This is a genomic window from Streptosporangium sp. NPDC050855, assembly GCF_044456585.1.
In the GTDB taxonomy this organism is placed as follows: Bacteria; Actinomycetota; Actinomycetes; order Streptosporangiales; family Streptosporangiaceae; genus Streptosporangium; species Streptosporangium longisporum.
Genome location: NZ_JBITFY010000006.1, coordinates 193,701 through 215,240, shown reverse-complemented (window position 1 = coordinate 215,240; position 21,540 = coordinate 193,701). Strand labels below are relative to the sequence as shown.

General features: G+C 74.4%; 19 protein-coding genes. 11 read left to right on the top strand and 8 right to left on the bottom strand.

What is annotated here, in order from left to right; all coding sequences use genetic code 11:
- Positions 1-225 precede the first annotated feature (225 nt).
- From ACIBCT_RS15220 to ACIBCT_RS15210, 3 genes are all read left to right on the top strand, one after another.
- Positions 226-1,494, top strand: coding sequence for an ROK family protein (locus ACIBCT_RS15220; protein WP_399188717.1), 1,269 nt, complete (start codon positions 226-228; stop codon positions 1,492-1,494).
- Positions 1,495-1,580: 86 nt separating this feature from the next.
- Positions 1,581-2,840, top strand: a complete 1,260-nt coding sequence (locus ACIBCT_RS15215; RefSeq protein WP_399188715.1) for a 6-phospho-beta-glucosidase — start codon at positions 1,581-1,583, stop codon at positions 2,838-2,840.
- Positions 2,837-3,808: an N-acetylglucosamine kinase gene (locus ACIBCT_RS15210; RefSeq protein WP_399188713.1), complete on the top strand. Its 972-nt coding sequence runs from the start codon at positions 2,837-2,839 to the stop codon at positions 3,806-3,808. The genes ACIBCT_RS15215 and ACIBCT_RS15210 overlap by 4 nt, the downstream gene beginning before the upstream one ends.
- Before the next feature lie 166 nt (positions 3,809-3,974).
- On the opposite strand, the gene ACIBCT_RS15205 is transcribed toward ACIBCT_RS15210, so the two are convergent.
- Positions 3,975-5,363 (bottom strand): PLP-dependent aminotransferase family protein, encoded by a 1,389-nt coding sequence (locus ACIBCT_RS15205; RefSeq protein WP_399188711.1) that lies wholly within the window; start codon positions 5,361-5,363, stop codon positions 3,975-3,977.
- Between the two features lie 25 nt (positions 5,364-5,388).
- Here ACIBCT_RS15205 and ACIBCT_RS15200 point away from each other — a divergent pair, with 25 nt between their 5' ends.
- Positions 5,389-6,624, top strand: a complete 1,236-nt coding sequence (locus ACIBCT_RS15200; protein WP_399188709.1) for an aminotransferase class V-fold PLP-dependent enzyme — start codon at positions 5,389-5,391, stop codon at positions 6,622-6,624.
- On the opposite strand, the gene ACIBCT_RS15195 is transcribed toward ACIBCT_RS15200, so the two are convergent.
- Positions 6,579-7,556 carry a LysR substrate-binding domain-containing protein gene (locus ACIBCT_RS15195; protein WP_399188707.1) on the bottom strand — a complete coding sequence of 326 codons (978 nt, stop codon included), beginning with the start codon at positions 7,554-7,556 and terminating at the stop codon, positions 6,579-6,581. The two genes, ACIBCT_RS15200 and ACIBCT_RS15195, sit on opposite strands and share 46 nt — an antisense overlap.
- 259 nt (positions 7,557-7,815) lie before the next feature.
- On the opposite strand from ACIBCT_RS15195, the gene ACIBCT_RS15190 reads away from it, so the two are divergent.
- Positions 7,816-8,874, top strand: coding sequence for an SDR family oxidoreductase (locus ACIBCT_RS15190; RefSeq protein WP_399188705.1), 1,059 nt, complete (start codon positions 7,816-7,818; stop codon positions 8,872-8,874).
- Here ACIBCT_RS15190 and ACIBCT_RS15185 read toward each other — a convergent pair.
- Complete coding sequence (locus ACIBCT_RS15185) at positions 8,864-9,340, bottom strand: Lrp/AsnC family transcriptional regulator (RefSeq protein ID WP_399188703.1); 477 nt, start codon at positions 9,338-9,340, stop codon at positions 8,864-8,866. The two genes, ACIBCT_RS15190 and ACIBCT_RS15185, sit on opposite strands and share 11 nt — an antisense overlap.
- Positions 9,341-9,434: 94 nt before the next feature.
- Between ACIBCT_RS15185 and ACIBCT_RS15180 the strand changes: the two genes are divergently transcribed.
- The 3 genes from ACIBCT_RS15180 to ACIBCT_RS15170 all read left to right on the top strand — a co-directional run bounded on the left by ACIBCT_RS15180 (position 9,435) and on the right by ACIBCT_RS15170 (position 11,445).
- Positions 9,435-10,310, top strand: a complete 876-nt coding sequence (locus ACIBCT_RS15180) for an LLM class flavin-dependent oxidoreductase (RefSeq protein WP_399188701.1) — start codon at positions 9,435-9,437, stop codon at positions 10,308-10,310.
- Positions 10,300-10,725 (top strand): nucleoside deaminase, encoded by a 426-nt coding sequence (locus ACIBCT_RS15175; RefSeq protein ID WP_399188699.1) that lies wholly within the window; start codon positions 10,300-10,302, stop codon positions 10,723-10,725. Before ACIBCT_RS15180 ends, ACIBCT_RS15175 begins: the two co-directional genes overlap by 11 nt.
- Positions 10,726-11,031: 306 nt before the next feature.
- Positions 11,032-11,445 carry a cupin domain-containing protein gene (locus ACIBCT_RS15170; RefSeq protein ID WP_399188697.1) on the top strand — a complete coding sequence of 138 codons (414 nt, stop codon included), beginning with the start codon at positions 11,032-11,034 and terminating at the stop codon, positions 11,443-11,445.
- A gap of 45 nt (positions 11,446-11,490) precedes the next feature.
- Here ACIBCT_RS15170 and ACIBCT_RS15165 read toward each other — a convergent pair whose 3' ends face one another.
- From ACIBCT_RS15165 to ACIBCT_RS15155, 3 genes are all read right to left on the bottom strand, one after another.
- Positions 11,491-12,450, bottom strand: a complete 960-nt coding sequence (locus ACIBCT_RS15165) for a nucleoside hydrolase (protein WP_399188695.1) — start codon at positions 12,448-12,450, stop codon at positions 11,491-11,493.
- 66 nt (positions 12,451-12,516) lie between these two features.
- Positions 12,517-12,993, bottom strand: a complete 477-nt coding sequence (locus ACIBCT_RS15160; protein WP_399188693.1) for an Lrp/AsnC family transcriptional regulator — start codon at positions 12,991-12,993, stop codon at positions 12,517-12,519.
- 46 nt (positions 12,994-13,039) lie between these two features.
- Positions 13,040-14,770, bottom strand: coding sequence for a CHASE3 domain-containing protein (locus ACIBCT_RS15155; protein ID WP_399188691.1), 1,731 nt, complete (start codon positions 14,768-14,770; stop codon positions 13,040-13,042).
- 162 nt (positions 14,771-14,932) lie between these two features.
- Between ACIBCT_RS15155 and ACIBCT_RS15150 the strand changes: the two genes are divergently transcribed.
- Positions 14,933-15,886: a pirin family protein gene (locus ACIBCT_RS15150; protein ID WP_399188689.1), complete on the top strand. Its 954-nt coding sequence runs from the start codon at positions 14,933-14,935 to the stop codon at positions 15,884-15,886.
- 210 nt (positions 15,887-16,096) lie between these two features.
- Positions 16,097-17,506 carry a dihydrolipoyl dehydrogenase family protein gene (locus ACIBCT_RS15145; RefSeq protein ID WP_399188687.1) on the top strand — a complete coding sequence of 470 codons (1,410 nt, stop codon included), beginning with the start codon at positions 16,097-16,099 and terminating at the stop codon, positions 17,504-17,506.
- A 128-nt stretch (positions 17,507-17,634) separates the two neighbouring features.
- On the opposite strand, the gene ACIBCT_RS15140 is transcribed toward ACIBCT_RS15145, so the two are convergent.
- Complete coding sequence (locus ACIBCT_RS15140; RefSeq protein WP_399188685.1) at positions 17,635-18,807, bottom strand: acyl-CoA dehydrogenase family protein; 1,173 nt, start codon at positions 18,805-18,807, stop codon at positions 17,635-17,637.
- Between the two features lie 156 nt (positions 18,808-18,963).
- Complete coding sequence (locus ACIBCT_RS15135) at positions 18,964-20,079, bottom strand: M24 family metallopeptidase (protein ID WP_399188683.1); 1,116 nt, start codon at positions 20,077-20,079, stop codon at positions 18,964-18,966.
- Between the two features lie 223 nt (positions 20,080-20,302).
- Between ACIBCT_RS15135 and ACIBCT_RS15130 the strand changes: the two genes are divergently transcribed.
- On the top strand, positions 20,303-21,523 hold the full coding sequence (locus ACIBCT_RS15130) for a PP2C family protein-serine/threonine phosphatase (RefSeq protein WP_399188681.1): 1,221 nt from the start codon (positions 20,303-20,305) through the stop codon (positions 21,521-21,523).
- The last annotated feature ends 17 nt before the right edge of the window (positions 21,524-21,540 follow it).

Here is a 21,540-nt window from a genome sequence, read left to right as displayed (position 1 = left end):
TCCGTCGAGAAGTTTACCCACCCCTCCGCCGTCACAGCTTGATTGCGGCGCCCCCTGCCCGCTTGACGGGAATCCGCAGGGTTCCTTAGATTCTCCTCAAGTTAGGAAACTTTCCTAACTTGAGCGCATCGGCACTCGGGCGCACCGGCCGGCGCCGGGACGCGCCGTGTGCCCGGGCCGCCGGACGCGGGAGCTCCCTCGTGGATCCCGGAACGCGGAGGATCAGTGAACCAGCCGACGCCGGGCACCCCCAGCCTGCTGCGCGCCATCAACGACCGCGCCGCGCTGCGGGCGCTGCTGGAGCGCGGCCCGCTGACCCGCCCGGAGATCGGCGCCCTGACCGGCCTGTCCAAGCCCACCGCCTCCCAGCTGCTGATCCGCCTGCAGGAGGCCGGCCTGGTCGTGCTCGACGGCATCCGCGAGGGGCTGCCGGGCCGTACCGCCGAGGTCTACCGGCTCAACCCCGACGCCGCGCACGTCGCCGCGCTGGACGTCAAGCGCGCGGGCATCGACGTCAGGATCGCCGACATCACCGGCACCGTGGTCGGCGAGCACCACCTGCCCACCCCGGGCCGTTCCGGTGGCGACGCCGTCGAGCGCGTCCGCGCCGCGCTGCAGGGCGCCGGCGCCAGGCTCGCGACCGCGCCGGCGTCGGCGGCGACCGCGGCGGCGCCCGCGACGACCGCGGCCTCGACGGTGACGGCCGCGACGATCAGGTGCGCGGTCATCGGCGTGGAGGGGGCGATCGACCCCGGCACCGGCCGGCTGGCCTACGCCACCCGCAAGGACATGCCCGGCTGGCAGATCCCCGACCTGGTCCGCACGCTGGGCGACGGCCTGGGCGTGCCGGTCGCCGTCGAGAACAACGTCAACCTCGTCGCTCAGGCCGAGCAGGCGCACGGCGCGGGCCGGGGCCACCGGGACTTCGTGCTGCTCTGGGCCGACGAGGGGCTCGGCTCGGCCCTGGTGCTCGGCGGCCGGCTGCACCGGGGCGCCACCGGCGGCGCCGGCGAGGTCGGCTACATGCCCACCCCGGGCGCGCCGACCGCCAGGGAGACCGGCCGCTACGCCAACCACGGCTACCAGGCCCTCACCGGCGGCCCCGCGGTCCTGAAGATCCTCAGGTCGTACGGGGTGCGCGGGACCGGCCCGGCGCAGGCCGTTCGGAACGCGGTGCGGACCGCAGCCTCCACCGGCTCCCGCGCCGACGACGCCCGCGCCGGGCTGCGCGACGTCGCCTCCCGGCTGGCCGTCGGGCTGGCCGCGATCACCTCCGTCGTCGACCCCGAGATCATCGTGCTGACCGGCGGGACCCTGCTGGCCGGCGGCGACACCCTGCGCGGGCTCGTCGAGCACGAGCTGCATGCGCTGACCATCCCCCGGCCACCGCTGGTGCTGTCGACCGTCGAGGGCAACCCCGTCCTCGCCGGCGCGCTCGACCTCGCCCTGGCCACCGCCCGCGAAGAGGTCTTCGGCTCCACCGTCCCGTCCTGACCCCCATCTTCACAGGAGGCAGCCGTCGTGCACCGCCATCGTCCGCAGGGTCCTCATCGAGGGCGTCACGCCGAAGGAGTGAACAGGTGAAACTCGCCGTTGTCGGGGGCGGCTCGACGTACACGCCGGAGCTGGTCGACGGTTTCGCGCGGCTGCGCGACGAGCTGCCGCTGACCGAGATCGCGCTGGTCGACCCGGACGTGCGCCGGCTGGACCTGGTCGCCGGGATGGCCCGGCGGATGCTGGCGCGGGCCGGGCACCCGGCCGCGGTCGTCGCGACCACGTCGGTCGAGGAGGGCGTCGCCGGGGCGGGTGCCGTGCTGCTGCAGTTGCGCGTCGGCGGCCAGGCCGCGCGCGACGTGGACGAGACGCTGCCGCTGGAGTGCGGCTGCGTCGGGCAGGAGACGACCGGCGCGGGCGGGCTGGCCAAGGCGCTGCGCACGGTACCGGTGGTGCTGGACATCGCCGAGAAGGTCGCGCGGCACGCGCCGGACGCCTGGATCGTCGACTTCACCAACCCGGTCGGCATCGTCACCAGGGCGCTGCTGGAGGTCGGGCACCGGGCCATCGGGCTGTGCAACGTGGCCATCGGCTTCCAGCGCCGCTTCGCCGCGAACCTGGGCGTCGACCCCGGGCGGATCTCCCTCGACCACGTCGGCCTGAACCACCTCACCTGGGAGCGGGCCGTCCGCCTGGACGGGCGGGACGTGCTGCCGGAACTGCTGGAGAGCCACGGCGAGAAGATCGCCGCGGACGTCGGCCTGCCCGCCGCGCTGATCCGCAGGCTGGGCGTGGTCCCCTCCTACTACCTGCGCTACTTCTACGAGCACGACCGGGTGGTGGCCGAGCAGCGCGTCAAGCCCTCGCGCGCGGCCGAGGTCGCGGCGATGGAGACCGAGCTGCTGAGGCTGTACGCCGACCCGGCCGTCGACACCAAGCCCGAGCTGCTGGACAGGCGCGGCGGCGCGTTCTACTCGGAGGCGGCGGTGGCGCTGATCGCCTCGCTGGTGGGCGACCGCGGCGACACTCAGGTCGTCAACCTGCGCAACGACGGCACGCTGCCGTTCCTGCCCGACGAGGCGGTCATCGAGGTCCCCGCCACGGTCACCGCGGCGGGCGCGGCCGCGCTGCCGGTGGAGCCGGTGGAACCGCTCTTCGCCGGGCTGATCGCGCACGTCACCGCGTACGAGACGCTGGCGCTGGAGGCGGCGCTGCACGGCGGCGAGGAGCGGGTCGCCGACGCGCTGCTGGCGCACCCGCTGGTCGGGCAGGCCTCGCTCTCCGGCGACCTGGCGCGGCGCCTGATCGAGGCCAACCTCGCCCACCTGCCCTGGGCGGCCGCGTGAGGACGACACTGGCCGTCGACGGGGGCAACAGCAAGACCGACGTCGTGCTGGTCGGCGAGGACGGCTCGGTGCTGGCCACCGGGCGCGGCGCCGCGTTCCAGCCGCAGACCGTCGGGGTGGCGCGCGCGATCGACGTGATCGGCGACGCGGTGCGCTCGGCGCTGGGCCCGCGGGCGGCCCCTCCCTACGCCGACCACGTGGCCGCCTACGTGGCGGGCGCGGACCTGCCGGTCGAGGAGGAGGCGCTGCGCGCGGAGATCCTCTCGCGCGGGTACGGCCGGCGGGTGACCGTCGGCAACGACACCTTCGCGCTGCTGCGCGCCGGGGCCTCCGGGCCCGCGGGCGTGGCCGTGGTGTGCGGGGCGGGCATCAACGCGGTGGCGGTCTCCCCCTCGGGAGGGGTGGCGCGGTATCCGGCGCTGGGACGGCTCACCGGCGACTGGGGAGGCGGGCTCGGGCTCGGCGAGGAGACGCTCTGGCACGCCGTGCGCGCCGAGGACGGCCGGGGCCCGGCCACCGCGCTGGCCCCCGCGGTCCGCGAGCACTTCGGCACCCGCACGGTCGAGGAGGTGTCCCTGGCCGTCCACTTCGGCGAGCTGGCCTACGGCAGGCTGAACGAGCTGGCGCCGGTGCTGATGGCGGTCGCCGCCACGGGCGACGAGGTGGCCCGCTCCCTGGTGTCCCGGATGGCCGAGGAGGTGGTGGTGCTCGCGGAGGTCGCGCTGCGCCGCCTGGACCTGCTGGGCGTCCCGACGGAGGTGGTCCTGGGCGGCGGCGTGCTCACCGCCCGCGACCCGCTCATGAGCGAGCTGCTGGAACGGGGCTTCGCCGAGCGGGCCCCGCAGGCCAAGCTGATCGTCGCCGACGTCCCGCCCGTCATGGGCGCCGCGCTGCTGGGCCTGGACGCCCTGGGCGCCGGCGAGGAGGCCAGGGCCCGGCTGCGGGCGCACTTCCGCACCCCGACCTGACGGGCGGCGGACCTGCTCACGGGGACGGCCCCGTCCGGGAAGCGGGCCCGTGCGGGAAGCGGGTCCGTCCGGGGAGCGGGTCCGTCCGGGAAAAGGGCCCCTGCGGGAAGCGGCCCCGTCCCGGGATCGGCCCGCGCGGGAAGCGGGCCCGCGCGGGAAGGCCGGGTCAGACGTGCCGCAGCCGGTGCGCGGCCTCCGCCAGCTCGGTGAGGTCGCCCGCGGCCGCGAACCCCAGCCGCAGGAAGGCCCCGGGCGGTTCGGCGGCGAAGTACCGGCGGCCGGCGCTGACGGCGACCCCGTGCCTGCGGGCGGCACCGGCGACCACGGTGTCGTCGGCGCCGGCCGGCAGGCGGACCCACAGGTGCAGCCCGCCCGCGGGGAGCCGGGTGACGGTCCAGTCCGACCGCTCGCGCGCGACGGCGGCGGCCAGCTCCGCGCAGCGTTCCCGCAGCGCCCCGGCCAGCGCGCGGAGGTGCCGCTCCCAGGCCGGTGAGCTGAGCAGCTCCAGGGCGGTCTCCTGCAGCGGGCGGGTGACGAAGAAGTCGTCGACCATCCGGATCGCCCTCATCCGCTCCATCACCGGCCCGCGGGCCGCCAGCGCCCCGATGCGCAGGCTGGGCGCCGCGGGCTTGGTGAGGGAGGTCAGGTGGACGACCGTGCCGTCGCGGTCGTCGGCCACCAGCGGCCGGGGCGCCTGGCCGCCGTGGCCGAGGTGGCGGGCGAAGTCGTCCTCGACGACGAAGGCGCCGGCGGCCCTGGCCACCTCGACGACCTGGCCGCGGCGCTCGGGGGCCAGCACGATGCCGGTCGGGTTGTGATGGGTGGGCTGGCAGTAGAACACCCGCGCGCCGGTCATGGCGAACGCCTCGGCCAGCAGGTCGGGCCGCACCCCCTCGTCGTCCATGGGAACGGGGACGGGGCGCAGACCGGCGGCCCTGGCGGCGGCCAGCGCGCCCGGGTAGGTGGGCGACTCCACCAGGATCGGGCTGCCCGGACCGGCGATGGCCCGGAACGCCATGGACAGGCCGCTCTGCCCTCCCGCGGTGACCAGCACGTCGTCCGGCGTCATGCCGCCGCCGGCCATGCCGGCGAACACGGCCCTCAGTGAGGCCAGGCCGTTCGCCGGGGCGCGGTCCCAGGCGTCGGGACGGCGCCCCGCGCGCGCCAGCGCCGCGCTCAGCGGCCGGGTGGACTGCAGCGACCGGTGCAGGTAACCCCCGTCCAGCATCATCGTCCCCTCGCCGGGCGGCCCGAGCGCGTCGGTGAGCGGGGCGGTGTCGACGGCGCGGTCGGCGAGCGCGACCGTCTGCCAGACCGTGTCGGCGGCCCCGGCCTGCCTGCGGCTGCGCGGCGCCACGAAGGTGCCGCTGCCCGGACGGGTCACCACGACGCCCTCGGCGGCCAGCGTGGCGATCGCGCGGGAGACCGTCCCCGGGCCGACGTGGTGGCGCCGGGTCAGCTCCCGGCTGCTCGGCAGGCGGTCCCCGGGCGACATCCCGGCCAGCAGCTCCCGGAGGCTGGTCTCCAACGCTTCGGAAGTGCTACCGTCTTTCATGAGAGATCACAGTAGCACTTCTGGAATGAGCCGGGAATCGCTACCGGACGTCGCGGCACTGCGGGCCGACACCCCCGGCTGCGAGCAGGTCGTCCACTTCAACAACGCCGGCTGCGGCCTGCTGGCCGCGCCGGTGCTGGCCACGATGGTCGACCACCTGAACCTGGAGGCGCGGATCGGCGGCTACGAGGCCTCGGCCGCCCGCGAGGAGGAGGTGCGCGGGTTCTACACGGAGATCGCCGCCCTGATCAACTGCGAGCCCGGCAACGTCGCCTTCGCCGGCAGCGCCACCCACGCCTTCGCCACCGCCCTGTCCGCGATCCCGTTCCGGGCCGGCGACGTCATCCTCACCACCCGCAACGACTTCATCTCCAACCAGATCGCCTTCCTGTCGCTGCGCAAGCGGTTCGGCGTGGAGATCGTGCACGCGCCCGACGCGCCCGAGGGCGGGGTCGACGTGGCGGCGATGGCCGCGCTGATGCGGGCCCGCCGTCCCCGGCTGGTGACCGCCACCCACATCCCCACCAACTCCGGCCTGGTGCAGCCCGTCGCCGAGATCGGCCGGCACTGCCGCGAGCTGGACCTGCTGTACATGGTCGACGCCTGCCAGTCGGTGGGGCAGTACCCGGTCGACGTGGCCGAGATCGGCTGCGACCTGCTGACCGCCACCTGCCGCAAGTTCCTGCGCGGCCCGCGCGGCTCGGGCTTCCTGTACGTGTCCGACCGCGTCCTGCGCGCCGGGTACGAGCCGCTGTTCATCGACATGCACGGCGCCCGCTGGGTCGAGCCCGGCCGCTACCGGCCCGTCGAGTCCGCGGCCCGGTTCGAGGAGTGGGAGTTCCCCTACGCGACCGTGCTCGGCTGCGCCGCCGCCGCGCGCTACGCCCTCCGGGTCGGTGTCGACGCCATCGCGGACCGCTCCCCCGCGCTCGCCGCCCGGTTGCGCACCGGCCTGGACGCCGTCCCCGGGGTACGGACGCTGGACCGCGGCCCGCGGCTGGGCGCCATCGTCACCTTCTCCGCCGAGGGGTGGGAGCCGCGGCCGTTCAAGGCGGCGATGGACGCGCGGCGCGTCAACTCGGCGCTCAGCTTCCGCGAGTTCGCGCAGTTCGACTTCGGTGACAAGGACGTCGACTGGTGCCTGCGGCTGTCACCGCACTACTACAACACCGAGGAGGAGGTGGACCTGGTCGTCGCCGCGGTCGCGGACCTGGCTCAGGCCCGTCCGGGCGGGACGGGCGGGGCGGGCGGCTCGCGGTAGGGGTCGGGCCCGGGCGCGCAGGGGCCGGGGCCGGGGCCGGGCGCGGGAAGGAGCGTGCCGGCCACGCTCTCGGTGAGCACGGCCAAAAAGGCCGCGGCGAGGGTGTCGAGGCCGGTGCGCGCGTAGGCGGTGAGGGCCCGGGTGACGGCGGGCCGGGGCCACAGGACGTGGCCCTCGTACCCCCTCGGCAGGATGTTCGAGGGGACCAGGGCGGGTCCCAGGCCGGCGGCGGCCAGGGCCGGGGCCGAGGCCGTCTGCTCGGTGCGCACCGCGATCCTGGGCCGGAACCCGGCCCGCGCGCAGGCGTGGTCCAGCACCTCGGACAGGCCGTTGCCGGGGGCGTAGTGGACCCAGCGGCGGTCGCGGAGGTCCTCCAGGTCCACCTCGCGGGCCCCGCCCGCCGCGAGGGGGTCGCCGGGCGGGACGGTCACGACGAACTCCTCGCATCCGAGCTCGTGCACGGGTCCCGGCCAGGGGGCGGGCCTGGGGCCGACGGCGAGGTCGGCCTGCCCGCTCGCCATCGCCTCGGCCAGTTCCTCCGTGTGGTGGTGCTCGAAGAGCCTGACGTCGACCTCGGGGTGGAGCCGGTTCCAGGCGCGCAGCGCTCCGGGCAGCACGCCCAGGCCGACCGAGCAGACCGTGGCCAGCCGCAGCTCTCCCCCGGCCAGCCCGGTCGCCTGGCGCACGGCGCAGAGGGCTCCGGTCACGTCGGCCAGGGCGGCCCGCGCGTGGGGCAGCATCGCGCGCCCGGCCGGCGTGAGGTGGACGGCCCTGGGCAGCCGTTCGAGCAGGCGCGCACCGGCCGCCCGCTCCAGCGCCTGGATCTGGTGCGACAGGGCCGGCTGGGTGACGTGGAGGATCTCCGCGGCCCGCGTGAAGGAGCCGTGGTCGACGACCGCCACCAGGTACTCCAGTTGCCGCAGGCTCAGCATGCACAGAAGTTATCACGACCGCAAAAATCATGAACTGTCGTCATATGTGAGGCCGGACGGCACCCGGCGCGCACGGCGTCCCGGCCGCGGCGCCTCCCATAGAAGATTTTCATGGACGGCACAAGGAACATCACTTGGACTCATGGCACCCGGATGGCGCAGGATCGAGCCCGTACCACCGGTGACGGGCCTGTCAGGGGGACGCGGCCCGCGCCGGACGTCCCGTACGGATCACTCGTACAGATCAGGAGAGGATCCCATGAGCACCCAGAGCAAGGTCGCTCTCGTCGTCGGCGCCCAGGGAGTGATCGGCCGCAACCTGGTCGAGCACCTCGCGGCGCTGGGCGACTGGGAGGTGATCGGCCTGTCGCGCCGCGGCGGGGAGAACGCGGGGCGGGTCAGGCACGTCCGGGTCGACCTGCTCGACCGGGACGACTGCGCCGGGGCGCTCGGCGGGCTCACCGAGGTGACCCACGTCTTCTACGCCGCCTACCAGGACCGCCCGACGTGGGCCGAGCTCGTGGCTCCCAACCTCGCGATGCTGGTCAACGTCGTCGACGCGATCGAGCCGGTGGCGCCCGGCCTGCGGCACGTCAGCCTGATGCAGGGGTACAAGGTCTACGGCGCGCACCTGGGCCCGTTCAAGACCCCGGCGCGCGAGAGCGACCCGCGCCACATGCCGCCGGAGTTCAACGTCGACCAGGAGGACTTCCTGCGGGAGCGGCAGCGGGGCTCGGGGTGGACGTGGAGCGCGATCCGCCCGTCCGTGGTGTGCGGCTTCGCCCTCGGCAACCCGATGAACCTGGCCATGGTGATCGCCGTGTACGGCGCGATCTCCAAGGAGCTGGGCCTGCCGCTGCGCTTCCCCGGCAGGCCGGGGGCCTACGACACGCTGCTGGAGATGACCGACGCGGGGCTGCTGGCCAGGGCGACCGTCTGGGCGGCGACCGAGGAGCGCTGCGCCAACCAGGCGTTCAACGTCAACAACGGCGACCTCTTCCGCTGGAACGACATGTGGCCGAGGATCGCGCGCTTCTTCGACCTGGAGACGGCTCCCCCGCTGCCGATGTCGCTCGACGTCGTCATGGCGGACAAGGGGCCGCTGTGGGACTCCATGGTGGAGAAGTACGGGCTGGAGCGGCACTCGTACGAGGAGGTGTCGTCCTGGGCCTTCGGCGACGCCGTGTTCTCCTGGGACTACGACTTCTTCGCCGACGGCTCCAAGGCCCGGCGCCTCGGCTTCCACGAGTACGTCGACACCGAGGCGATGTTCCTGGGCATCCTCGGCGACCTGCGGCGGCGCCGGATCATCCCCTGAGCGGTCCTCGGGTGCCGTCGGGCGGGGCCACGGGCCCGCGGTAGGGCAGGGTCCGGCTGTAGACGACGCTGGTGGTGGTGGTGCCGAACCCGGCGAGCTCGTCCATGATCCGTTCCAGGTGGGCCATGGAGCCCGCCGCCACCTTCAGCGTGTAGCAGTCCTCACCGGTGGTGCGCAGGCACTCGAGGATCTCCGGGCGCTCGCCGAGCAGGCGGCGCAGCGGCTCGTGGCGGCTGCCGGGATACTTCAGGCGCACGACGGCCAGCACGGCGAAACCGACCTTCACCAGGTCGACCTCGGCCCGGTAGCCGGTGATCACGCCCAGCGTCTCCAGCCGCCTGACCCGCTCGGTGGTCGCCGAGGCGCCGAGGTTCACCCGCCGTCCCAGCTCGGTGAGGGGGACGCGGCCGTCCCGCTGGAGCTCCCTCAGGATCGACCAGTCGGTCTCGTCGAGATCCTCGGTCATCCCTGCAACATACCGGCAGATCACCGGTGAGAGGCCTCGGATGCCATGGATCATGCCTTCAGGACGGGGAGGCCGCCTGGGTAGGGTTCCTGGCATGCGAATCGGGGTGAACGTACCGAACTTCGGGCCGGGGACGGATCCGGACGTGCTGCGGCGCTGGGCGCGGACCGTGGAGGCCCTCGGCTACGACCTGCTGATGATCTCCGACCACGTCGTGGTGACGCCCGACGTCGCCGAGCAGTACCCGGCTCCGTTCTACGAGCCGTTCACCACGCTCTCCTGGCTGGCCGGCGTCACCGAGCGGGTCATGCTCGGCACCTCGGTGCTCATCGTGCCCTACCGCCACCCCCTGCTGACGGCCCGGATGGCGGCGAACCTCAACCGCATCAGCGGCGGCCGGCTGATCCTCGGCGTGGGCGTCGGCTGGGCGCGCCAGGAGTTCGCCGCGCTCGGGGTGCCGTTCGAGCGGCGCGGGCGGCTGACCGACGACCACCTGCGGGCGATGCGCGCCGCCTGGGCGGACGAGGAGGACTACCGCGCCGGGACCATACCGCTCTGGGTCGGCGGGAACGGCGACGCCGGCCTGCGCCGCGCGGTGCGCCTCGGCGAGGCGTGGCACCCGCTGCGGATGACCCTGCCGTGGCTGCGCGGCGCGGTGGACCGGCTGAAGGCCGTCGCGGACGAGCTGGAACGGCCGGTGCCCGCCCTGACCCCCCGCATCGTGCTGCGCCTGACCGACGCGCCGGTCACCGGTCCCGAGCGGCTCGCCGGCGAGGGCACCGCCGAGCAGATCCTCGACGATCTCGAGGAGCTGCGCCTGCTCGGGTCCGAGACCGTCGTGCTCGACCCGTTCGGCTCCGACCCCGCCGAGACCTTCCACCCGCAGACGGCCTGGCGCGCGCTCGCGACCGTGGCCGACCTGTGGCCCCGCACACCCGCCACCCGTGAACGGAGCGACCATGACACCTGAGGACGAGACCTTCCTGCGCAGGGCCGTCGCCCTGGCCGCGCGAGCCCGCGCGACCGGGGACGCCCCCTTCGGATCGCTGCTGGTGGGACCGGACGGCGACGTGCTGGCCGAGGACCACAACACGGTCACCAGCGACGGCGACATCTCCGCCCATCCCGAGCTGAAGCTCGCCCGGTGGGCCGCCCGCGAGCTGGATCCGGCCACCGCCGCGGCCACCACCATGTACACCAGCTGCCAGCCCTGCCCCATGTGCGAGGGCGCCATCGAACGGTCCGGGCTCGGACGCGTGGTGTACGCGCTGTCCAACGAGCAGCTCGCCGCGCTCAAGCCGGGCGTCGGGTGGCCCCGCGTCCCCCAGGAGGGCCCCGCCCTGTTCGAGGAGGCACGCGTCCCGGTCGAGGGCTTCTACCACTGACCCGGAACCGAGTGCCGGGCCTCTCCTTTCCTGTCCGGTGACGGCCGTCCGGGAGGCCGATAGGCTGGCCTCCGATGGAGTCCTGGGGCGCGGGGTCGTACGGAGACCCCTGCCGCGAGTGCGGCTACGACCGGTCCGTGACACCGCGTGAGGCGATACGCCAGGTGGAGGGGTTGCCGGCGCGGTGGGACCCACCACGCTCGGGACGTCGAACGGATCCTGTCCCACCGGGCCCGGCCCGAGCGGGCCGGATCCCGACCCGACCCGACGCGCCCCGCCCCGGGGACCTGACGAAGGAGAGCACGCATGGAGGTCCTGCGGAAACGCCCGACCGGCAGGGGACCTGCCGAATGGTTCACCGGTGACGTCTGGTTCGACGTCATCCACGCCGGCACCGAACCGTCCCGGATGCGGGTCAACATCGTGCGCTTCGCGCCCTACGCGCGTACCGCCTGGCACCGGCACGCCGCCGGGCAGACCCTGCACGTCACCGAGGGCATCGGTCTGGTGTGCTCCCGCGGCGGCGAGGTCGTCGTGATGCGGCCCGGCGACACCGTCCACACCCCGCCCGGCGAGTGGCACTGGCACGGCGCCGCCCCCGACCACTTCATGACCCACCTGGCCATGTGGGAGGGCACCGGCGAGAGCGGCGTCCCAGAGACCGAATGGGGCGAGCACGTCACCGACGAGGAGTACCACGCCCCTCCGGCCGCCGGCTGACCCGCGACACCGTTCCGCGCCCGCGCGGCGGCCGGGCGCGGGCGGTCACCCCGCGGGGCCCGGTGGGTCCCCGGCCTCGATCGAGGCCGCCACCCCGGCGTAGACGCCCAGCAGGAGGTCCCAGAAGCGGCCGGCGTCGAGGGACGTGCCGACCAGGGCGTTGGGGGTGCGGCCCCGCGGGGCGAAGTCGGTCACGGTCATCCCCGAGGTGAAGCGGCCGGCCGTCTCGACGTCGACGACGGCGGGGACGAGGGTGATCAGTGACGGGTCGATCAGGTGGGCGATCGCGCAGGCGTCGTGCATCGCGGGGCCGCCGTCGTCGGTGATCGTGCCGTGGAAGCGCACGCACGGGACGAGCAGCCCGCCGCCGAGCCTGCCCATGGTCTCCATCCGCTCCGCCACGGCCCGGGTGACCATCGCGCCGCGGCTCACGTCGAGCCCGATCATGGTCACCGTCCAGCCGGCCCCGAAGACGATCGCGGCCGCCTCGGGGTCGGCGGCGATGTTGAACTCGGCCGCCGGGGAGAAGTTGCCCCGGGTGTACGACCCGCCGAGGATGGTGATCCCCCGCGCCCACTCGGCGACGCGGGGCTCCCTGAGCACGGCGAGCGCCACGTTCGTCAGCGGGCCGATGGCGACCAGCGTCACCTCGCCCGGGTCGGCCCGGAGCGTCTCGACGATGACGTCGGCGGCGTGCCCGTCCGCGGGCGGCAGCGTCGGCGCGGGCAGCAGCGCGCCTCCCAGGCCCGAGCCGCCGTGCACCTCGGCGGCGTTCACCCGGGGGCGCATCAGGGCGCCCGCGCTGCCCGGGGTCACCGGCACGCCGCGGAACCCCAGGAACTCGCGGAGCCGCAGCGCGTTGTCGGTGGTCCTGGCCAGGTCGACGTTGCCGCCGACCGTGGTGATCGCCAGGATCTCCAGGTCGGGGCTCCCGTGGGCGAGGACGAGAGCCAGCGCGTCGTCGATCCCGGGATCGCAGTCAATGATGATCTTTTGGGCGGCCACCCGTCGAGCTTGAATCACCTACCCCCTGTCCGGCAAGTCGGAAATCTCCGGCCGGGGTGGCGGGGGTCAGGGGCGCTCGTCGGGCCTGCCGTCCTCGGGCCCGGCCGGCTCCGGGACCCGGTGCTCGTACGGCGTGCTGAGCACGACCGTCGTGCGGGTGGACACGTTGGCGGCGGAGCGGATCTGGTTCAGCAGCTCCTCCAGCGCGATCGGCGAGGCCACCCGGACCTTGAGGATGTAGCTCTCGTCCCCGGCCACGCTGTGACACGCCTCGATGGCGCTCAGGTGGGCCAGCCGCTCCGGGGCGTCGTCGGCGGCGGCGGGGTCGGTCGGCTTGATGGAGACGAAGGCGGTGAGCGACAGGCCGATGGCGTCGTAGTCGACGAGCGCGGCGTAGCCGCGGAGCACGCCGCGCTTCTCCAGGCGGCGCACCCGCTGGTGCACCGCCGACACCGACAGCCCGGTCTCCCTGGCGAGATCGGTGAAGCTCATCCGGCCGTCTCGGGCCAGCAGCGTGATGATACGGCGGTCGATCTCCTCCATCCGCTACACGGTAACGGCCCCGGGGAGCGCGCGCACCGTCACGGCCTCACGGCCCGGTCCCGGCGGGCACCTCCCGGCCCGCCGCGTCCTGCCCGCCCGCCCCGGGCTCCTCGCCCGCCCCGGGCTCCCCGCTCGCCGTGGGCTTCTCCTCGACCGCGGACCTCTCCTCGGTGGCGGACTTCTCCTCGGCGGGCTCCTCCTCGGTGGCGGGCGGCAGCGGCGGGGCCGGCAGCGTGATGATGAAGCGGGCCCCGCCGGTGTGCTCGGTGTCGAGCCGGATCGTGCCGCCGTGCTGTTCCACGATCTTCCTGCAGAGCGCCAGGCCGATGCCGGTGCCCTCGTAGGCGTCCCGCTGGTGCAGCCGCTGGAAGATCACGAAGATCTTGTCGGCGAAGTTGGCGGAGATGCCGATGCCGTTGTCGGTCACGGTCATCCGCCACTCCCCCTCCCCGCCGGGCTCCCGCTCCACGCGTTCGGCCTCGATCCTCACCCGTGGCGCGCGGTCGGGGACGCGGAACTTCAGGGAGTTGCCGATGAGGTTCTGCCAGAGCATCACGAACTGCGTCCGGTCGCCGACGATCACCGGCAGGTCGCCGACCTCCACCTCGGCCCCGGACTCCTCCACCACGGCCGACAGGTTGGCCAGGGCCCTGTCGACCACGTCGTTCAGGTCCATCTCGACGGGTTCCCTGGTGATGCGGCCCACCCGGGAGAAGGTGAGCAGCTCGTTGATGAGCACCTGCATGCGCTTGGCCCCGTCGACGGCGAAGTCGATGTAGGTGTTGGCCCGCTCGTCGAGCTGGGAGGCGTACCGCTGCTGCAGCATCTGGCAGAAGGACGCGATCTTCCTCAGCGGTTCCTGCAGGTCGTGGCTGGCCACGTAGGCGAACTGCTCCAGCTCGGCGTTGGAGCGCTTGAGCTCCTCGGCCTGGGCCGCGACCTGGACCCGCGAGGCCCTGGCCTCCTCCAGCTCGGTGACGATGCGCCGGCGCATGGCCTCCATGTCCCCGGCCAGCTCGGCGAGGTCGGCCGGGCCTCCGGTGTCGACGTGGTGGTCGAAGTCGCCCATGGTGACCCTGCGGGACGCCTCCCGCAGCCGGGTCAGGGGGTTGAACACCGCCATCCTCAGCAGCACCGCCACCGTGATGATGGTGATCAGGAAGGCGACCAGGATGCCGAAGAAGGTCATGTCCCTGAGCGTGCGGGCGGCGTCCAGCTCGGCGCGGGCCTCGTTCCTGGCCTGGGTCCAGGCGGCGTTCTGGACGTCGAGGGCCTTCCTGACCAGGTCGAAGGAGCGCTTGCTCTCCGCGATCAGCGTCCCGCTCACGCTCTCGGGACCCTTCTCCCTGGCGGTGGCGATCATCGGCTCGGCGTACCGGGCCCGCCAGTCGGCGGCCAGCCTCTCCACGGTGTCGAGCTCCCGCAGCGGCGCGGCCCCCGGAAGCAGTCTCCTGATCTGGGCCGACACCGTGGTCTGCTCCCGGCGCCCGTCGACGTAGGGCTGCAGGAACTCCTCGTTGCCGGTGATGACGAAGCCCCGCATGCCGGTCTCCTGGTCCAGCAGGGTCGCCTGCAGGCGCTCGGCCTGGATCCGGCCGATGGAGATGTGGTCGATCAGGCGGTTGGAGGCCGACGCCGCGTTCTTCAGGACCGTGGCGCCGACGACCGCGGAGATCGCCAGCAGAACGGCCATGGCGAGCAGCACGACGTTGAACCATGTCTGCGCGCTCCAGCGGCTCTGCCGAGACCGGGGGGGAGCAGCTGTCTCGGTGGTCATCGCCCTCTCACTTCACACGGTGTTCCGGCCCTCGGCGTCCGAAGGCCCGAGGGGTGGACGAAAGATACCGGAACCGGCCCGCGAACACGCAGGCGGTCCGTCCCTGAGAAGGTCACGGGCCCGGGCGCCCGGCGGGGGCGGATCGGGACGTAGGGTCTCCGGGTGAGCAATCTGGAGACGGATCCGCGGGAGTCGGCGTGCGGCGGCCCTGCGGACGTGGCGGCCGGGCCGGTCGAGGAGCTGCTGGACGGCCGGGACGTGGTGCTGGGCGGCCCCCGGGCGATGAGGGTCACCCGGACCCTGCCGAACCGGGACGTGCGGATGGTCGGCGCCTGGTGCTTCGTCGACCACTACGGTCCCGAGCGGGCGACGATGCGCGTCCCCCCGCACCCGCACACCGGCCTGCAGACCGTGAGCTGGCTCCTGGAGGGGGAGATCCTGCACCGCGACAGCCTCGGCAGCGAGCAGACGATCACCCCCGGGGGGCTCAACCTGATGACCGCCGGGCGCGGCATCTCCCACTCCGAGGAGTCGGTCCCCGGCGACCGGCTGCACGGGGTCCAGCTCTGGGTGGCGCTCCCCTCGCACGCCCGCGGCACCGCCCCGGCCTTCGAGCACCACGCGGACCTGCCCCGGCCGGTCTCGCCGGGCGTCACCACGACCGTGATCATGGGCGAGCTGGACGGCGTCGCGTCCCCGGCGACGGTCCACACCCCGCTGGTCGGCGCCGAGGTGGCCCTGGAGGCGGGCGCCGGGACGCGCCTGAGGCTGCGTCCCGGTTTCGAGTACGCCGTGCTGGCCCTGTCCGGCACGGTGCGGGCCGCCGGCACCGATCTCTCCCCCGGGCCGCTGCTGCACCTGGGCTGCGGCCGCGGTGAGCTGGAGCTGCGCTCCGAGGGGGGCGGGCGGCTGCTGCTGCTCGGCGGCGAGCCGTTCGAGGAGCGCATCGTCATGTGGTGGAACTTCGTCGGCCGCAGCCACGAGGAGATCGTCCGGTTCCGGCGCGAGTGGGCGGAGGGCGAGGCGTTCGGCACGGTGCCCGGCGCGGGCGCGGCCCCGCTGCCCGCGCCCGAGCTGCCGCTGACCCCGCTCAAGGCCCGCGGCCGCCGCCGCTGACCCCGCCCTCCGCCCGGGGCCCTCACCCGGGGCCGGACCCGCAGACCCGGAGCCGCTGACCGGACCCGGGAGCGGAGGACCGGGAACGACCTGCCGGGCGCGCCGGGCCCCGCCCGCGGCCCCGCCCTGCGCCGGGATGCGAAGCTGGTACGACCCCGCGCCGCCGACGCGCCGCGGGACCGGTGACCTGGTTTCCTATGGAGGTACGTCGTGTCGGACGAGTTCGACGTGGTGGTGGTGGGCGCGGGCCCGGCGGGCGAGAACGTCGCCGACCGCGCGGTCAAGGGCGGGCTGACCGTGGCGATCGTCGAGGGCCGCCTGGCGGGCGGGGAGTGCTCGTACTGGGCGTGCGTCCCCAGCAAGGCGCTGCTGCGCCCGGTGGACCTGGTCGCCGAGGTCTCCCGGGTACCGGGCCTGACGATGGGGCCGATCGACACCGCCGCCGTGCTCGCCCGGCGCGACGAGGCCGTGTCCCACCTTGACGACGCGGGCCAGGTGGAGTGGATCAAGGGGGTGCCCGCGGAGTTCGTCCGGGGGCACGGGCGGCTGGACGGCCCGAAGCGGGTCGCGGTGACCGCGCAGGACGGCTCGGTCCGCACCCTGACCGCCCGTCACGCGGTCGTGCTGGCCACCGGGAGCGCGGCCGCCGTCCCGCCGGTCCCCGGCCTCGCCGAGGCGTCCCCGTGGACGAGCCACGAGGTGACGGTGACCGGGAGCGTCCCGGCGCGGCTGGCCGTGCTGGGCGGCGGCGTGGTGGCCTGCGAGATGGCCCAGGCCATGCACGGCCTCGGCACCTCCGAGACGACCGTGCTGGCGCGCGGCGGGCTGCTGGGCAGGATGGAGCCGTTCGCCGGGGAGCTGGTCGCGGCCTCGTTCGCCGAGGCGGGCATCACGGTCCGCACCGGCGTCCGGGTGACCGGGGTGGAGCGGCCCCGGCCGGGCGGCCCGGTGACGGTCCACCTGTCCGAGGGGGCGCCGGTGGAGGCCGACGAGCTGCTGGTGGCCACCGGCAGGCGCCCGGCCACCGGTGACCTCGGCCTGGAGACGGTCGGCCTGGAGGCCGGGAGGATCGTGGAGGTCGACGACAGCATGCGCGCCACCGCCGTCGGCGACGGCTGGCTGTACGCGGTGGGCGACGTCAACGGCCGGGCCCTGCTCACCCACATGGGCAAGTACCAGGCGCGGGTGTGCGGCGACGTCATCGCCGCGCGCGCCAAGGGCGGCCCCGACGACCTCCCGGCGCTGCGCGACACCGCGGACGCGTACGGAGCCCCGCAGGTGGTCTTCACCGACCCGCAGGTGTGCGCGGTCGGCCGGACCGAGGCCGAGGCCCGCGACGCCGGGTTCGAGGTGCGCGTGGTCGAGTACGACATGGGCAAGGTGACGGGCGCCTACCTGCAGGGCGAGGGCTACCGGGGCAGGGCCAAGGCCGTCGTGGACGAGCGGCGCCGCGTGCTGCTGGGGGTGACGTTCGCCGGACCGGCCGTGGGCGAGCTGCTGCACGCCGCCACGATCGCGGTCACCGCCGAGGTGCCGCTGGAGCGGCTCTGGCACGCCGTGCCGTCCTTCCCCACGGTCAGCGAGGTCTGGCTGCGGCTGCTGGAGGGCTACGGGCTCTGAGGACCGTCCCGGGCGCGCGGGCACCGGCGTCACGCCCCGCCCGGCCCCGGCGGACGCGGACGGGCGGGACACGGGGACGGGCAGGACACGGGGACGGGCGGGACGCGGGAACGGGCGGGGCGCGGGGGTCAGCGTCCGGCGTCCGTGACCTGCCTGGCCAGGGCGCGGCCGATCACCAGGCGCTGGACCTGGTTGGTGCCCTCGACGATCTGCAGGACCTTGGCCTCCCGCATGTGGCGCTCGGCCGGGAAGTCCTCCACGTAACCGTACCCGCCGAGGACCTGGACGGCGTCGGTGGTGACCTTCATGCACATGTCGGTGGCGAACAGCTTGGCCATCGCCGCCCGCGTGCCGTACGGCCGGCCGGCGTCGCGCAGCCGGGCGGCGTCCAGGTAGAGGGCGCGGGCCGCGGCGATCTGGGTGGCCATGTCGGCGAGCATGAAGCCGACGCCCTGGAAGTCGATGATCCGCGAGCCGAACTGGCGGCGCTCGGCCGCGTAGGCGGCGGCGACGTCGTAGGCGGCCTGGGCCACGCCCACGGCGCAGGCCGCGATGCCGAGCCTGCCGCCGTCCAGGGCGGCCATGGCGATCCGGAAGCCCTCCCCCTCGGCTCCGAGCAGCGCCTCGGCCGGCAGGCGCACCCCGTCGAAGCGGACCTGGGCGGTGGGCGAGGACCTCATGCCCATCTTCCGCTCGGGCGCGCCGAACGACAGCCCCTCGGTGCCCGCGGGCACGTGGAGGCAGGAGATGCCGCGGGCGCCGTCGGCCGAGGTGCGGGCCATCAGCGTGTAGAAGTCGGCGGCGCCGCCGTGGGTGATCCAGGCCTTGACGCCGTCGACGGTGTAGCCGTCGTGGCCGTCGGCGCCGGGGACCGCCCTGGTGGTCAGCGCGGCGGCGTCGGAGCCCGACTGCGGCTCCGACAGGCAGTAGGCGCCCAGCCACTCCCCGCCCAGCATGTCCGGCAGCAGCGCGGCACGCTGCTCGTCGGTGCCGTAGGCGGCCACCGGGAAGCACGACAGGGTGTGCACCGACACCCCCAGGCCGACGGCCAGCCAGCCGGCCGCGAGCTCCTCGATCACCTGCAGGTAGACCTCGTACGGCTGCGCCGCCCCGCCGTGCTCCTCGGGGTAGGGCAGGCCGAGCAGGCCCGCGCGGCCGAGCGTGCCGAACACCTCCCGGGGGAAGGTGCCGGTGGCCTCGTCGGCCGCGGCCCGGGGCGCGACCTCCTTGGCGATCAGGTCGCGGACCAGGTCCAGCAGGTCATGGGCGTCGCCGGTCGGCAGGACGCGCTCAACGGTCATCTGAATCCTCCAGCGTGAGGACCCCGCCCCGTGATCCGACGGGAGGGGGTGGTTTCCGCGTGCTCCAGGTCCTGGCGCGGACGGCGGGACGGCCGGGATCACCGGCCACCCCGATTCTGGCACCCCCCTCGCGGCCGGAGGGGGCGGGCCGCCGTCTCAGACGACCACGAGCTCGCGGGTACGGTGGTTGACCCGCTCGCCGCCGTCCTCGGTGCAGACGAGGATGTCCTCGATGCGGGCGCCGTGGGCGCCGGGCAGGTAGATGCCCGGCTCGACGGAGAAGGCGAAGCCGGGCGCCAGCGGCTCGGCGTTGCCCGCGACGATGTAGGGCTCCTCGTGGGTCTCCAGGCCGATGCCGTGGCCGGTCCGGTGGATGAAGTACTCGCCGTAGCCCTCGGCGGCGATCACCTCGCGCGCGGCCGCGTCGATCGCCTCGCACGGCACGCCGGGACGCACCGCGTCGCAGGCGGCCTGCTGGGCGCGCCGGAGCACCTCGTAGTAGGCCAGGAAGCCCGCGGGGGGCTCGCCGATCGCGTAGACCCGGGTGGAGTCCGAGCAGTAGCCGCCCGGCATCTGGCCGCCGATGTCGACCACGATCGGCTCGCGCTCGGCGACCACCCGGTCCGACAGCTCGTGGTGCGGGCTGGCGCCGTTGGGTCCGGAGCCGACGATGACGAAGTCGACCGTGGAGTGCCCGGCCGCGATGATCGCCTCGGCGATGTCCCTGCCGATCTCGCGCTCGGTCCGGCCGGCCCTCAGGAAGCCGGGCACCTGCGCGTGGACGGCGTCGATCGCGGCGCCCGCCTCGCGCAGCGCGGCCACCTCGGCCGGGCTCTTGCGCATGCGCAGCCCGCGCAGCACCGTCCCGGCGAGCACCTGCTCGGCCCCGGGCATCGCCTCGCGCAGGCGCAGCGACTGCATCGCCCACATCCGGTCGGCCAGGCCGACCCTGCGGGGGCGGCCCAGCCTGGCGGCGACGGTCGCGTAGGGGTCGTCGGTCTCGTCCCAGGGGACGAACTCCAGGCCCAGGCGCGAGGCCGGGGAGCGCTCGGCCGCGGGCAGCTCCAGGCGGGGCACCATCATGAACGCCTCGCCCTCGGCCGGGAGCACCAGGCCGGTCAGCCGCTCCAGCGGCAGCGCCTCGTAGCCGGTCACGTAGCGCAGGTCGGGACCCGGGGTGAGCAGCAGCGCGTCGAGCCCGGCGGCGGCCGTGGCCTCGCGGGCGGCGGCCAGGCGGGTCACGGGATAGAGATCAGAGGACTCCGTTGTCACGCCGACCAATCTAATCCGGCCGGGACGACGGCGCATCAGGAGGGTCAGGGGGCCCGAAAGTCACGGAAAGGAAGGCGAGGGAGCGATCCCACCACTACAATCTGTTGAAGTACGATCACATTTCGTTGACACGATATCCGTAAAGCCACGCATTCCGAGAGCGAGCTACATGGTCGGCGTAGTGGGCGGCCACCAGCCACCCCTCCACCCACGAAACGACCAGGTGACCCTTCCGGCCCCGACCGCCGTCGCCGAGAAGACGCGGTGGCGGCACGACACGCCGGACGGGCACATGGCCGTGGAGCGACACCTCCTCACCGCACGCCTGGCGCACGCGGAACGGCTGGGCGACATGGGCTGGGCCGAGTGGGATCTCCGGACCGGGGAGTCCACCTGGTCCGACGGGGTGTACGCCATGTTCGGCCGCGATCCCGGCGACGGCCCGATCCCGCTGTGCGACCTCACCGGTCACGCCGAGGCGGTCGACCGGCCCGGGGTGGACCGGCTGCTCAGGTGCGTCATGCGGCGGGCCGTGCCCGGGGAGGCCGAGTTCCGCGTCCGCCGTCACGGCGAGCTCCGCCACCTGCGGGTCGTGCTGGACCCGGTCGTGAGCGGCGAGCGCGCCGCCGTGTACGGCGTCGTGCAGGACGTCACCGTCCGCCGCCGCGCCGAGCGCATCATGTCGGACTCGCGGGACATGCTGCTGCGGGTGCGCGAACAGGCCGCCGAGGAGCACCACATGAGCGTGGCACTGCGCGAGGCGATCATGCCGGGCCTGGACGGCACGATCGACCTGCCGTACGCGCGCGTCACCGTGCGCTACGCGGCGGCGGGCGTCGGGAGCGGCCTCGGCGGCGACTGGTACGACGCCGTCCGCCTGTCCGACGGCGGGGTGCAGCTCGCCATCGGCGACGTGGCCGGGCACGGGATGCCCGCGCTGGCGCAGATGGCCCAGCTCCGGCACGCCCTGGCCGGCCTGGCGATGACCGGCCACTCCCCCGACCGGCTGCTGACCTGGCTCAACGACCTGGTGCTGCGGCGGATGCCGGAGACCACGGCGACCGCGGTCGTGGGCCGTCTCGACCCGGTCACCGGGACGTTCACCTGGGCGCAGGCCGGCCATCCCGCCCCGATCCTGGTCCGCGACGGGACGGCCGCCCAGCTGGAGCCGCCCGCCGGGGTGCTGCTGGGCGCCACCTCGGACGAGCCGTACGGCCTGGCCTCGTTCCGGTCGCATCCGGGCGACCTGCTGCTCCTGTTCACCGACGGGCTGGTGGAGCGGCGCACCCGCGACATCGACGAGGGCGTGGCGCTGACGATGGCCGCGGCGGCGACCCTGCCGGTCGGGGACCTGGAGGACGGGCTCGACCGGCTCATCGAGGTGGTCGGCGGCCCCGACCCCGAGGACGACACCTGCGTGCTGGCCGTCGGCGTCCTCGGTTGATTGGTTAAATGATCGGC